The organism is Streptomyces sp. NPDC052396, assembly GCF_044593195.1.
Taxonomy (GTDB): Bacteria; Actinomycetota; Actinomycetes; order Streptomycetales; family Streptomycetaceae; genus Streptomyces.
Genome location: NZ_JBIUAW010000004.1, coordinates 97,400 through 110,147, shown reverse-complemented (window position 1 = coordinate 110,147; position 12,748 = coordinate 97,400). Strand labels below are relative to the sequence as shown.

16 protein-coding genes are annotated in these 12,748 nt (G+C 72.0%); 4 read left to right on the top strand and 12 right to left on the bottom strand.

The window, feature by feature from the left end:
• Positions 1-127 precede the first annotated feature (127 nt).
• Together ACIHFE_RS11740 and ACIHFE_RS11735 are read left to right on the top strand one after the other, a co-directional pair.
• The gene (locus ACIHFE_RS11740) at positions 128-337 is read left to right on the top strand and encodes a cold-shock protein (protein ID WP_400105694.1); all 210 of its coding nucleotides are present in this window, start codon (positions 128-130) and stop codon (positions 335-337) included.
• Between the two features lie 31 nt (positions 338-368).
• Positions 369-587, top strand: coding sequence for a hypothetical protein (locus tag ACIHFE_RS11735; RefSeq protein ID WP_400105693.1), 219 nt, complete (start codon positions 369-371; stop codon positions 585-587).
• Positions 588-654: 67 nt separating this feature from the next.
• Here ACIHFE_RS11735 and ACIHFE_RS11730 read toward each other — a convergent pair whose 3' ends face one another.
• Positions 655-1,029, bottom strand: coding sequence for a YccF domain-containing protein (locus ACIHFE_RS11730; protein WP_400105692.1), 375 nt, complete (start codon positions 1,027-1,029; stop codon positions 655-657).
• Here ACIHFE_RS11730 and ACIHFE_RS11725 point away from each other — a divergent pair.
• Together ACIHFE_RS11725 and ACIHFE_RS11720 are read left to right on the top strand one after the other, a co-directional pair.
• The gene (locus ACIHFE_RS11725; RefSeq protein WP_400105691.1) at positions 1,028-1,603 is read left to right on the top strand and encodes a GNAT family N-acetyltransferase; all 576 of its coding nucleotides are present in this window, start codon (positions 1,028-1,030) and stop codon (positions 1,601-1,603) included. The genes ACIHFE_RS11730 and ACIHFE_RS11725 overlap by 2 nt on opposite strands.
• A gap of 96 nt (positions 1,604-1,699) precedes the next feature.
• Positions 1,700-1,948 (top strand): hypothetical protein, encoded by a 249-nt coding sequence (locus ACIHFE_RS11720; protein ID WP_400105690.1) that lies wholly within the window; start codon positions 1,700-1,702, stop codon positions 1,946-1,948.
• Positions 1,949-1,976: 28 nt separating this feature from the next.
• Here the strand turns inward: ACIHFE_RS11720 and htpX are convergent, their stop codons facing one another.
• From htpX to ACIHFE_RS11665, 11 genes are all read right to left on the bottom strand, one after another.
• Positions 1,977-2,837: a zinc metalloprotease HtpX gene (htpX, locus tag ACIHFE_RS11715; RefSeq protein ID WP_400105689.1), complete on the bottom strand. Its 861-nt coding sequence runs from the start codon at positions 2,835-2,837 to the stop codon at positions 1,977-1,979.
• A gap of 140 nt (positions 2,838-2,977) precedes the next feature.
• Positions 2,978-4,519, bottom strand: a complete 1,542-nt coding sequence (locus ACIHFE_RS11710) for an NADH-quinone oxidoreductase subunit N (protein WP_400105688.1) — start codon at positions 4,517-4,519, stop codon at positions 2,978-2,980.
• Complete coding sequence (locus ACIHFE_RS11705) at positions 4,519-6,147, bottom strand: NuoM family protein (RefSeq protein ID WP_400105687.1); 1,629 nt, start codon at positions 6,145-6,147, stop codon at positions 4,519-4,521. The genes ACIHFE_RS11710 and ACIHFE_RS11705 overlap by 1 nt, the downstream gene beginning before the upstream one ends.
• A 2-nt stretch (positions 6,148-6,149) precedes the next feature.
• On the bottom strand, positions 6,150-8,141 hold the full coding sequence (locus tag ACIHFE_RS11700; protein WP_400105686.1) for an NADH-quinone oxidoreductase subunit L: 1,992 nt from the start codon (positions 8,139-8,141) through the stop codon (positions 6,150-6,152).
• On the bottom strand, positions 8,138-8,485 hold the full coding sequence (gene nuoK, locus ACIHFE_RS11695) for an NADH-quinone oxidoreductase subunit NuoK (RefSeq protein ID WP_400105685.1): 348 nt from the start codon (positions 8,483-8,485) through the stop codon (positions 8,138-8,140). Before nuoK ends, ACIHFE_RS11700 begins: the two co-directional genes overlap by 4 nt.
• Entirely contained in the window at positions 8,485-9,039 is a 555-nt protein-coding gene (locus ACIHFE_RS11690; RefSeq protein WP_400106060.1) for an NADH-quinone oxidoreductase subunit J, read from the bottom strand. Before ACIHFE_RS11690 ends, nuoK begins: the two co-directional genes overlap by 1 nt.
• An 8-nt stretch (positions 9,040-9,047) precedes the next feature.
• Positions 9,048-9,608, bottom strand: a complete 561-nt coding sequence (locus tag ACIHFE_RS11685; protein ID WP_400105684.1) for a NuoI/complex I 23 kDa subunit family protein — start codon at positions 9,606-9,608, stop codon at positions 9,048-9,050.
• Positions 9,608-10,570, bottom strand: coding sequence for an NADH-quinone oxidoreductase subunit H (locus ACIHFE_RS11680; protein WP_400105683.1), 963 nt, complete (start codon positions 10,568-10,570; stop codon positions 9,608-9,610). Before ACIHFE_RS11680 ends, ACIHFE_RS11685 begins: the two co-directional genes overlap by 1 nt.
• Positions 10,567-11,706, bottom strand: coding sequence for an NADH-quinone oxidoreductase subunit C (locus tag ACIHFE_RS11675; RefSeq protein ID WP_400105682.1), 1,140 nt, complete (start codon positions 11,704-11,706; stop codon positions 10,567-10,569). Before ACIHFE_RS11675 ends, ACIHFE_RS11680 begins: the two co-directional genes overlap by 4 nt.
• Positions 11,703-12,284, bottom strand: a complete 582-nt coding sequence (locus ACIHFE_RS11670) for an NADH-quinone oxidoreductase subunit B (protein ID WP_400105681.1) — start codon at positions 12,282-12,284, stop codon at positions 11,703-11,705. The genes ACIHFE_RS11675 and ACIHFE_RS11670 overlap by 4 nt, the downstream gene beginning before the upstream one ends.
• Entirely contained in the window at positions 12,254-12,694 is a 441-nt protein-coding gene (locus ACIHFE_RS11665; protein ID WP_400105680.1) for an NADH-quinone oxidoreductase subunit A, read from the bottom strand. Before ACIHFE_RS11665 ends, ACIHFE_RS11670 begins: the two co-directional genes overlap by 31 nt.
• Between the last annotated feature and the right edge of the window lie 54 nt (positions 12,695-12,748).

Genomic DNA, 12,748 nt, shown 5'->3' with positions numbered 1-12,748 from the left:
CGCGCTGCGAGTTCCGGTGACGCGCGGCGAGGGGGCGGCGGCGATACCGTGGGACCGGCAGTCGCTGTCTGGCGGTACATCCCTGATCAATCAGTGGGACACCGCCCTCACCCCCTCAGGAGGGGCCGTGGCTACAGGAAAGGTCAAGTGGTTCAACGCCGAGAAGGGCTTCGGCTTCATTGAGCAGGACGATGGCGGCCCCGACGTCTTCGTCCACTTCTCGGCGATCGAGGCCGGCCCGGGCTCGTACCGCTCCCTGGAGGAGAACCAGCCGGTGGAGTACGACGTCACCCAGGGCCAGAAGGGGCTGCAGGCCGAGAACGTCAGGCCGCTCTGAGCATCCCGTACCGAGGAGCTGGGAGGACGCGATGACCCACCGGCATACCTTGAGCGTGCTCGACTGGCACGACGACGGATCCTCCACCTCGTCTGTCTGGGTGGTCAGCGCCGATGAACGCGAATGCGTCAGGGATTTCCTGGGCCGCGGCCCGGACATGGAGGGCGTCGTCACCCCGGAACAGGCGGACGAGGCAAGGACCATCACCCGGTCCTGGCTGACCTGCGCCAACGAGGACTCCCCGGCCTGAAAGGGCGAGGGTCTGCCGGCGTTGAAGCCCGTCGTGCGACCGACAAGATCGCTCGGGCGCGCGGAGCTCAGTCAACCGGCACAATCTCGCGCCCCAAGGGCATCAGGGAGACGGGAATCAGCTTGAAGTTGGCGATCCCCAGCGGGATCCCGATGATCGTGCAGCACAGCGCGATCCCGGTGACGATATGCCCCAGCGCCAGCCACCAGCCCGCGAGGACGACCCAGATGACATTGCCGATCAGCGAACCGGCACCGGCGTCCGGCCGCTCCACAGTGGTGCGGCCGAAGGGCCACAGGGCGTAGGAAGCGATCCTCAGGGACGCCACGCCAAAGGGGATGGTCACGATGAGGACAAAGCAGATCAAAGCCGCGATGACGTAGCCGATGGCCATCCAGAGCCCGCAGAGGACCAGCCAGACGACATTCAGGATGAACCTCATGAACACCAGCCTTCCACGCGGTGGGTCCTCCGGCCAGGGAGACGCCGGGGAGCGACAGAGTGGTTGCTCTGCGGAGCCCATACGCACCCGGCGGCTGGACCTGCTGGCGCTGGACGTGGCGCATGCCGAGGAAATGGCGCGGGTGCTGGAGGACCCGGCGTTGCACACCTTCATCGGCGGGGAGCCGCTGAGCGCCGGGGAGTTGCGGGCCCGGTACGCGCGTCTGGTGGCCGGGTCGCCCGACCCGGCCGTCACCTGGTGCAACTGGGTGCTCCTGGTGCGGGAGGAGGGCCGGCTGGCCGGCACGGTGCAGGCGACGGTCGAGGGGGAGGTCGCGGAGGTCGCCTGGGTGGTAGGGACCGGCCGGCAGGGGCGCGGCATCGCCACCGAGGCGGCGCGGGCGCTGGTCGGCCGGCTGGGGCGGTGGGGGGTGCGCAGGGTGCTCGCCCATGTCCATCCGGATCACGCGGCCTCGGCCGCCGTCGCCGCGGCCGCCGGGCTCTCCCCCACCGGCCACCGGCAGGACGGCGAGGTCAGGTGGGCCCTTGAGCTGCCCCCGGGCGCACCCGCCTGAAATACACCCGGACGGGTTAACGCGGCGCGCCATGGGCGGTCGGGACGGTCATGGTGGGGCATGCCGCGACAGTGCGGCCCTGGCCGAGGAGGACTCATGCGCATACGCACCCTGACCGCCCTCGCCCTCGCCACCGGGACGCTGGCCACCGCCGGTCTGTTCGGTGCCCCCGGCGCCCAGGCGATGCCCTGGGACACCACCGTCCAGGACTGTATGGACGGCGGTGGCTACCCCGATGTGTCCGATGACGCCGACCTGGACTCGCCCGACCTGCCGTGGGTGTGTGTGGGCGGCACATATGACGGCCGGCCCGTCAGCGATCTGGGCGGCTCCGGCCGGGCCTGAAACCGGGTGACGGGGCCGGTCGGGGGCCCTACCGGCCCCCGGCCATCCGCTCCAGCCGCGTGATCCGCTCCGCCATCGGCGGGTGGGTGGAGAAGAGCTTGGACAGGCCCTCGCCGGGCCGGAACGGGTTGGCGATCATCATATGGCTGGCGGTCTCCAGCCGGGGCTCGGGCGGGAGGGGCAGCTGGCGGGTGCCGATCTCCAGCTTGCGGAGGGCGGAGGCCAGGGCCAGCGGGTCGCCGGTGAGGCGGGCGCCGGAGGCGTCGGCCTCGTACTCCCGGGAGCGGCTGACCGCGAGCTGGATGAGCGAGGCCGCGATGGGGCCCAGCAGCATGATCAGGATCATGCCGGCCAGGCCGGGGCCCTCGTCGTCGTCGGACCGGCCGACGGGGATCAGCCAGGCGAAGTTGACCAGGAACATCACCACGGAGGCGAGGGCTCCGGCGACCGAGGAGATCAGGATGTCGCGGTTGTAGACATGGCTGAGCTCATGGCCGATGACGCCGCGCAGCTCGCGCTCGGCGAGCAGGCGCAGGATGCCCTCGGTGCAGCACACCGCCGCGTTGCGCGGATTGCGGCCGGTGGCGAAGGCATTGGGCGCCTCGGTGGGTGAGATATAGAGCCGGGGCATGGGCTGGCGGGCGGCCGTGGAGAGCTCGCGGACCATGCGATAGAGCTGAGGGGCCTCGAATTCGCTGACCGGACGGGCGCGCATGGCCCGCAGGGCGAGCTTGTCGCTGTTCCAGTAGGCGTAGGCATTGGTGCCGAGCGCCACCAGGACGGCGACGATCAGGCCGGTACGACCGAAGACGCTGCCGATGACGATGATGAGCGCGGACAGCCCCCCGAGGAGCACGGCAGTCCTGAGCCCGTTGTGCCGGCGGTGCACGGTACGCCCTCCAAGTGGTGCGGCAGGGGAACCCTTGAACCAGTGGAACCTTTCGAACTGGTCAACGCCAGGCAGGGGCCGCTAGTTCCCTTGTGCACCGGGGCCTCGGCGGGCCGTCCGGGTGATGCGCCGCCCCGGCACTACAGCAGCGCCCCCGAGGCGAACCGCAGCACCAGCTGCGGGGCGCCGGAGAGCACCACGCCGACGGCGGCGGCCAGGGCGATGGCGGTGGCCAGCGGGACGGGGACCCGCGCGGCGGCCGGCTCCGGCTCCGGCACAGACGCCGGCTCCGGCACAGACGCCGGCTCCGGCGCCGGGCGGAAGAGGACGGCCGTCCACCGGAGGTAGTAGTAGAGGGCGATGACCACGTTGACGGCCATCACCGCGGCCAGCCAGCCCAGCCCCGCGTCCACCGCCGCCGAGAACACCGTGACCTTGGCGAACAGGCCGATGATGCCCGGCGGCAGCCCGGCCAGGCAGAGCAGGAAGAAGGCCAGCGCCAGCGCGGCCGCCGGCCGGCGGGCGTACAGGCCCTGGTAGTCCTCGATCCGGTTCTCCGGGCTGGTCCGGGCGACCAGCGCGGCCACCGCGAAGGCGCCCAGGTTGACCGCCGCGTACATCAGCGCATAGGCCACCGTGGAGCCGACGGCGTGCGCCGGGTCGTCCGCGTATCCGGCGGCCGCCAGCGGCACCAGCAGATAGCCCGCCTGCCCGACCGAGGACCAGGCCAGCAGGCGTACCGCGCCCTGTGGCCGGTCCGGCCGCTGGCGCAGCGCGGCCGCGTTGCCCACGGTCATGGTGAGCGCGGCCAGTACGGCCAGGGCCGGGCCCCAGACGTCGGCGTAGCCGGGGAACGCCTCCACGGTGACCAGGATCAGGCCGGTGAAGCCGACCGCCTTGCCGACCACCGAGAGGTAGCCGGCGATGGGCAGCGGGGCGCCCACATAGGCGTCCGGCACCCAGAAGTGGAAGGGGGCCGCGGCCGTCTTGAAGGCGAAGCCGACCAGGGTGAGCGCCACACCCGTCCTGGCCAGCACGGCCAGTTGGGGATCCACATGGTCCAGGCCGCGGGCCACATCGGCCAGGTGGAGGGTGCCGGTGGCCGCGTAGACAAAGCTGACGCCGAGCAGGGTGACGGCGGTGGCGGTGACCGAGGAGAGGAAGAACTTCAACGCCGCCTCGGCGGACCGCCGTTCCCCGCGCCGCAGGCCGACCAGGGCGAAGGCGGGCAGCGAGGCCACCTCCAGGGCCACCACCAGGGTGGCCAGATCGCGGGAGGCGGGCAGCAGGGCGGCACCAGCGGCCGAGGACAGCAGCAGGAACCAGTACTCGCCTGCGGGCAGGCGCAGTTCACGGACCTGGTGGACGGAGAGCAGGCCGGTCAGCAGCGCGCCGCCCAGCACCAGGAACTGGATGACCACGGTGAAGCGGTCGGCGGTGTAACTGCAGGCGTGCGTACCGGAGTTGAGACAGAAGGTCTCCCGGTCGCCGTCCAGCAGCGGCAGCAGCGAGAGCCCGGCGAGCACCAGCCCGGCCAGGGCCATGATGTCCAGCGTCCGCTTGCGCTCCTCGGGCAGGAAGAGGTCGGCGACCAGGACGGCCAGCGCGGCGAGGGCGGTGAGGACGGGCGGGGCGACGGCCGTCCAGTCGACGGACTGGATGGCGCCCGAGGCGAGCTGCATCAGTTGCCCCCTCCCAGGAGCTGCTTGACGGCCGGGTCGGAGAGGCCGAGCAGGGCGGCGGGCCAGAGTCCGGCGAGGACGGTGAGGACGACGAGCGGGGACCAGGCGGCGAACTCATACCGCCGGACATCGGGCAGCGCGGGCAGCGGATGCGGCACCTGCTGCTCGCCGTTGCCGCCCATGCACACCCGGCGGACCACGATCAGCAGATAGCCGGCGGTGAGCAGGGTGCCCAGCCCGGCCAGGGTCATAAAGACCAGATAGGCGGGGCGGCTGAGCCCGTCGGCGGGGTGGAAGGAGGCGAACATGGCGAGCATCTCGCCCCAGAATCCGGCCAGTCCGGGCAGCCCCAGGGAGGCGATGGCGGCGAAGGCCAGCAGTCCGCCCAGCCGGGGCGCCCGCCCGTAGAGGGCGGCGCCATGATGCCCGGCCAGGCTGTCCAGGTCGCTGCTGCCATAGCGGTCCTTGACCGCGCCGACCAGGAAGAACAGCAGGCCGGTGATCAGGCCGTGGGCGATGTTGGCGAACAGCGCGGCGTTCACCCCGGTGGGGGTGAGGGTGGCGATGCCCAGCAGGACAAAGCCCATATGCCCGACGGAGGAGTAGGCGATCAGCCGCTTGAGGTCGCCGCCCGCCCCGGGTGAAAGGGGCAGCGCGGAGCGCTTCGTTGAGGGGTGGCGGTCGGGCGACGGGAGGGCGAGCGCCAGGCAGTACAGCGAGCCATAGACGATGCCCACGGCGGCGAAGGCGGCCAGGTAGGGGGCGAAGGTGTGCGCGCCATCGGGGGTGATGGGCAGCACGATCCGGACGAACCCATAGGTGCCCATCTTCAGCAGCACCCCGGCCAGCAGCACCGAGCCGGTGGTGGGGGCGGCGGTGTGGGCGTCCGGCAGCCAGCTGTGCAGCGGCCACATCGGGGCCTTGACGGCCAGTCCGATGCCGATGGCCAGTGCGGCGGTCAGCTGCGTGGAGTGGCTCAGACCGGACCCGTTGTCAGTGGCCAGTGCCACCATGTCGAAGGTGCCGCCCTTGACGCCGATGAGAAGGAGGCCGAGCAGCATGATCACGGAGCCGAGCACCGTGTAGAGGATGAACCGCCAGGCGGCGTGCTCCCGGTTCTGCCCGCCCCAGCGGGCGATCAGGAAGTACATCGGGATGAGCACCATCTCGAACGCCAGGAAGAACAGCACCAGGTCGAGGACGGCGAAGCTGGCGAGGGTGCCGCCTTCGAGCAGGAGCAGCAGCGCGACATACGCCTTGGGTGACGGGCCCTCGGGCGCACGGAAGTAGGAGTGCAGCGCGCAGAGGAAGGTGAGCAGCGCGGTCAGTACCAGCAGGGGGAGGGAGACGCCGTCCACGCCGAGGTGGAGGCGGATGCCCAGGGCGGGGATCCAGCCGACATCGGTGGTGGCCTGCATCCGGGCCGGGTGATGCCGGTCGAAGCCGGCCGCCAGCGCGAGGGACAGCACCAGCACGGCGCCTGTGACGGTGACGCCGTGCCGGAGCACGGCCTGTTCGGGGCCGCGCCCCTTGAGCCCGGGCGGGGCCGGGAGCAGGGCGGCGACGGCCCCGAGGAGGGGAAGGGCCAGGATCGCAGCGAGGAGGATCTGCAGAACGGTATGACTCACGGTCAGGCTCCGGAGGCTACGAGAACGGCGGCCACGGCCAGGACGACGGAGCCCGCGAACAGCACGCCGAGGTAGGTCTGCACATTGCCGGTCTGGGCCCGGCGGACGGCCGCGCCCAGCCACCCGGGGGCGGTGCCGGCGCCGCGCACATAGGTCTCCACGACCTCGCGGTCCAGGAAGCGGACCAGCCGGGCGGCGGCGCGCACCGGACGGACGAACAGCGCCGTGTAGCCGGCGTCCAGGTGGAAGCCGGTGGCGGCGTGCCGGTGCAGCGGGCCCAGCAGCAGCCGGCCGGGGTCGGCCGGGTCCTGGGCGCCGGCGATGCTGCCATAGGCGGCCAGGTGGGTGGCGATGGCCTCCTCCTCGGAGACGGCCGGGGCGGCGTCCGGGTCGGCGGCCACCGCGCCCAGCGGGACGCGGGCGGCCAGCGCCTGGGTGCGCCGCCAGGCCGCGTACATCACCAGTCCGCCGGCCAGCGCGCAGCCGGTGGACAGCAGGGAGGTGGTGAGGGTGGGTGCCAGCGAACGTCCGTCGAACCAGTGCGGCAGCTTCCAGGCGGCCAGGCCCAGGGCGGTGGTGGGGATCAGCAGCACCCACAGCACCCCGGTCATGGCGGCGCTCTCCCGGCCATGCTCGGCGGCGTCCGGGTCCTTGCCGCAGAAGCACATCAGCCACAGCCGGGCGCAGTAGGCCGCGGTGAGCAGGGCGGTGGCCAGGCCGGCCAGCAGCACGGTCCAGCCGGCCGCGCCCGGGATGCCGGGGGCCTCGCCATGGGCGGCGTGCTCGGCGGCGCCCAGCACGGCCTCCTTGGAGAAGAAGCCGCTGAACGGCGGGATGGCGGCCAGCGCCAGCAGGGCCACGGTCATGGTCCAGTAGGCGTCCGGCACCCGCCGGGCCAGTCCGCGCATCCGGGCCATGGCGGCCAGCGAGTTGGTGCCGGCGGCGTGGATGACCACGCCCGCGCCCAGGAACAGCAGGGCCTTGAAGGCGCCATGGGTGAGCAGGTGGAACACCGCCGCGCCCCGGTCGCCCACGGCCAGCGCGCCGGTCATATAGCCGAGCTGGCCGACCGTGGAGTAGGCCAGCACGCGTTTGATGTCGTCCTGGGCCAGCGCGGCCAGCGCCGAGCCCAGCATGGTGACGGCGGCCATCACCGCGAGCACCAGCAGGGCGGCGGTGGAGGCGGCGAAGACCGGCAGCAGCCGGGCGGTGAAGTAGACGCCGGCCGCCACCATGGTGGCGGCGTGGATCAGCGCGGACACCGGGGTGGGGCCGGCCATGGCGTCCGGCAGCCAGGTGTGCAGCGGGAACTGGGCCGACTTGCCGGCCACTCCGGCGAGCAGCAGCAGCGCGGTCAGCGTGGGGTGGCTCAGCGATCCGGTGGCCACGGCGTGCAGCACCCCGGTGATCCGGAAGGTGCCGGCGTCCGCCGCCAGCGCGAAGATCCCGAACAGGAAGGGGACATCGCCCAGCTTGGTGACCAGGAAGGCCTTGAGCGAGGCGCTGCGGGCGGCCTCGGTCTCCCAGTAGTGCCCGACCAGGAAGTACGAGCAGACGCCCATCACCTCCCAGCCGACCAGCAGCACCATCAGGTCGCCGGAGTAGACCACCACCAGCATGGCGGCGGTGAACAGGGAGACCAGGGCGGCATAGGACGGGTAGCGGGGGTCGTCGCGCAGATAGGCGGTGGAGTACAGCTGCACACAGCTCGCCACCACGGTGACCAGCACCGCCACCAGCACGGCGAAGCCGTCCAGGTGCAGGGCCAGGTCGATGGGGACGGAGCCGGTGGGGGTGAGCCGGGTGGCGGCGTCGACGGCCTGGCCGCCGCCCTGCCGGCAGGCGACCAGCACGGCCAGCACGGCGGCGGCCAGGGTCGGCAGCAGGGCCAGCGGCCGGACGAAGCCGGGCGCCCGGCGGCCGGTGAGGATCCCGGCGACAGCGCCCAGGAAGGGGAGCAGCGGTACCAGCACGGCCGCGGTAGTGGTGGTCACGCGGCGGCCTCCGCCTTCTCCTCGAGCTCCGCGGGGGCGTCCTCGTGCAGGTCACGCAGCCGGTCGATGTCCGCGGTGCCGCGGCTGCGATGGACCAGCAGCACAATGGCCAGGCCGATGCCGATCTCGGCGGCGGCGATGGCGATGGTGAACAGGGTGAGCGCCTGGCCGGCGTGCAGCTTGTCGCGCAGCCAGACGTCGAAGGCGACCAGGTTGAGGTTGACGGCATTGAGCATCAGCTCCACCGACATCAGCACCAGCACGGCATTGCGCCGGGCCAGCACCCCGTACAGCCCGGTGCAGAACAGCAGGGCGGCCAGCACCGCCGGGTAGACCAGGTGCATCAGCGCTCCCCCTCCTTCTTCCGCCGCAGCCGGGACAGCACAATGGCGCCCACCAGCGCGGCCAGCAGCAGTACGGACAGCGCCTCGAAGGGCAGCACCCAGTACCGGAAGAGGCTCTCACCGGAGACCTTGGTGGTGCCCTGGACGGCGCCGGAGAGGTCGATCCAGGTGGTGCGGAAGGCGTCCGCCACCACCCAGACCAGGGTGGCCGCGGCCACGCCGGCCACCGCCAGCGCGGGCAGCCGGTTGCCGGAGTCCGCGTCCGGGGAGCGGCCGATGGGCGCCTTGGTGAGCATCAGCCCGAACAGCAGCAGCACCACCACCGAGCCGACATAGATCAGCACCTGGACCCAGGCGATGAACTCGGCGGTCAGCAGCAGGTACTCCACGGCCAGGCCGCCGAGCGCCACCACCAGCCACAGGGCGGCGTGCACCAGCTGCCGGGTGCTGACGGTCAGCACCGCGGCGGCCAGGGTGACCAGGCCGACCAGCAGGAAGGCGATCTCCACCCCGGTCGGGGAGAGAAAACCGTGTGCCTGCGCGGCCAGCGTCATGGTGCCGTTCATTCCTGGCCCTCCCGCTTCTCCGCCTGCCGCGCCTGCTCGGCCTGCTGCGCCTTCTCGGCCGCCTTGCGGGCCGCGACGAGTTCCTTGGGCTCCTCGGCGGCCGCGTCCAGCGCGGGCGGCTCCGGCACCGTCCACATCCACTCGCGCAGCCGGTCGCGTTCATGGGTCAGTTCGCGGATGTCGGTCTCCGCGTACTCGAACTCCGGTGACCAGAACAGCGCGTCAAAGGGACATACCTCGACACAGATCCCGCAGTACATGCACAGCGCGAAGTCGATGGCGAACCGGTCCAGCACATTGCGGCTGCGCTCGCGGCCGCCGGGGACGGCCGGCGGCACGGTCTCCTTGTGCGAGTCGATATAGATGCACCAGTCCGGGCACTCACGGGCGCACAGCATGCACACCGTGCAGTTCTCCTCGAACAGGCCGATCACCCCGCGGGTGCGGGGGGCCAGTTCGGGCTGGACGTCCGGGTACTGCGCGGTGTGCGCGCGCCGCGTCATCGTCCGCAGCGTGACCGCCAGCCCCTTGGCAAGGCCGCTTCCCGGAATGCCCATCACTGCATCACCACCTTGACGACGCCCGTCAGCGCGATCTGCGCCAGCGCGAGCGGAATGAGCACGGTCCAGGCCAGCTTCTGCAACTGGTCCTCGCGCAGCCGCGGATAGGTCACCCGCAGCCAGATCACGACGAAGGCGAGCACCATCGTCTTGAGCAGGGTCCACACCCAGCCGTCGGCGAACGGGCCGTGCCAGCCGCCGAGGAAGAGCACCGTGGTCAGGGCGCAGAGCACCACGATCCCGGCGTACTCCGCCAGCAGGAACATGGCGAAGCGCAGGCCGGTGTACTCGGTGTACGCACCGAAGATGATCTCCGAGTCGGCCACCGGCATATCGAACGGCGGCCGTTGCAGCTCGGCCAGGCCGGCGGTGAAGAACACCAGCCCGCCGACGATCTGCCAGGGCACCCACCACCAGTGGAAGGCACCCAGGATGCCGGGCAGCGAGACGGTGCCGGCGGCCATCGCCACCGACGCCGCCGCCAGCAGCATCGGCAGCTCGTAGGCCATCAGCTGGGCGGCCGTACGCAAACCGCCCAGCAGCGAGAACTTGTTGGCCGACGCCCAGCCGGCCATCAGCGAGCCGAGTACGCCCACGCCCATCACGGCGAGCACGAAGAAGACGCCCGCGTCGATGACCCGGCCCACCTGGCCGCCCGGCCCGACCGGAATGGCGATCAGCACCAGCAGATAGGGCAACAGCGCGACGGCGGGCGCCAGTTGGAAGACGCGGCGGTCGGCGTCCGCCGGGACCACATCCTCCTTCTGCGCGAACTTCACGCCGTCCGCGACCAGTTGCGCCCAGCCGTGGAAGCCGCCGGCGTACATGGGGCCGAGCCGCCCCTGCATATGGGCCATCACCTTGTGCTCGGTCTGCCCGACCACCAGCGGCAGCACCAGGAACCCGACGAGCACGGCCACCAGGCGCAGCACCACGTCCAGGGTGTCGCCGCTGCTCATTCGGCCTCGCCTCCGGCGGGGGTGTCGTCGTCGTGTTCCGTCCCGCCCTCGGCGGGCGGGGCCTCCTGCTTCGGCGGTTCCTCGTCAAAGGCGGGACGCGCATGATGCGGGGCGCGCGGAGCGCGATCGGGGGCGGGTCCGTCTTCGGCGCCCTCGCCACGGGTCGCCTCGCCCTCGGCGGACGGCGCCTCTGGCGGGACCTCCTCGAAGGCGGGACGCGCGTGGTGCCAGGGCGCGTCCGTCGAACGGGGCGGCTTCGCCGGTTTCGCGGCGTCCTCCGGCGCCTTGCCCTCGGCCGGGCCGGTGTCCGGCCTGCCCTCGGCCCGCTGGCTCGCCGAGCCCTGGGACGCGCTGCGGGCCCGGCGCGGAGCCGGTGCGCCGCCGCCCTGCGGGGCACCGCCCTCGCCCTGCTGGCTCGCCGAGCCCTCGGACGCGCTACGAGCCCGGCGCGGGGCCGGGGCCTCGTCGCCCTGGCTCGCCGAACCCTCGCTCGCGCTGCGCGCCCGGCGCGGCGGTGCGCCCTCGCCCGTGGTGCGGGTGCGGCGGGCCGGGCGCTCGGGGGCGGCGGGCAACTGGCCCTTGAGCGGGCCCCACTCATTGGGGTCGGGGACCCCCGGCGGCAGCATCTGCCGCCGCTTGGGCCCGCCGTGCTCCGCTTCCCCCGGCTCCTTGGCGCCGGGCCATGCCTTGACCACCCGTGCCGCCAGGACGAAGTCCTTGCGCAGCGGGTGGCCCTCGAAGTTCTCCGGGAGCAGCAGCGGCACCAGATGGGGGTGGCCGGTGAAGTCCACGCCGAACATCTCGTGTGTCTCGCGCTCGTGCCAGGCGGCACCGGCGTAGACGCCGATGGCGCTGGGCAGCACCGGAGCGTCATGCGGCACGGTGGTGCGGACCAGCAGGGTCCGTACCTCGCCCCGGCCGACCGCCGCCAGATGGGCGCAGACCCGGAAGCCCGTGCCGGGCTCGTCAACGGCGCTCAGCCAGTCGAAGAAGGTGCAGCCGAGCACATCCCTGGCGGTGCGCAGCGCTTCCAGCCAGGTGTCGGCGGGGACGTCCACGGTCAGCAGCCCATACGCCTCCTCGGCGGTGGCCTCCGGCCCGAACAGCTCGGTGACCTCGGCAGGCAGCCGGTTCATGCGTCACCCCCGGGCGGCGCCACCAGCCCGCTGCGCAGCTGCGCCACCGACGCGCCGGAACCGGCGGAGCCGTACCGCTCCTCCAGCGACTCCGCCGCGATCTTCTCCTGGAGCTTGAGGATGCCCTGGAGCAGCGCCTCGGGCCGGGGCGGGCAGCCGGGGACATAGACGTCGACCGGGATGATCTGGTCCACGCCCTTGGTGACCGAGTAGGAGTCCCAGTAGGGGCCGCCGCAGTTGGAGCAGGCGCCGAAGGAGATGACGTACTTGGGCTCGGGCATCTGCTCGTAGAGCCGCTTGACCGCGGGCGCCATCTTGTCCGTCACCGTGCCGGAGACGATCATCAGGTCCGCCTGCCGGGGGCCCGGCGCGAAGGGGATCACGCCCAGGCGGATGAAGTCGTGCCGCGCCATGGACGCGGCGATGAACTCGATCGCACAGCAGGCGAGTCCGAAGTTGAAGACCCAGAGGCTGTAGCGGCGGCCCCAGTTGAGAACCACCTTCATCGGCTCGGGGGCGAGCCGGGCCAGCGGTCCCAGCTTGCTTGTCACGTCCACTCCAGGACGCCCTTCTTCCATGCGTACAACAGGCCCACGGCCAGGAAGCCGAGGAAGACAAACATCTCGACGAGGGTGGCGCCGCCGAAGCCGGGCGCCGCGAAAACCGTCGCCCAGGGGAACAGGAAGACCGAGTCCACGGCGAACACCACATAGAGGAAGGCGTAGACGTAGTAGCGCACCTGGGTGTGGGCCCAGCCCTCGCCGACCGGGTCCACCCCGCACTCATAGGTCAGCAGCTTCTCCGGCGTCGGCACCACCGGCCGCAGCAGCCGGCCGGCTCCGAAGGCGACGCAGACGAACAGCACACCGATCACGGCGAGCAGGCCCACGACGCCATAGCCGTCGAAATACGCGGAGCTGTCCGCGATGCCCGCGGTTGCCTCCGGCACGTGTGGCCCCTCGCTCCCTGTGCGGCTTTTCGTCCGCATTGATCGACATTCGACGAAACGTACGCACGGGAGTCTATGGCCTGTGGGCCGGGG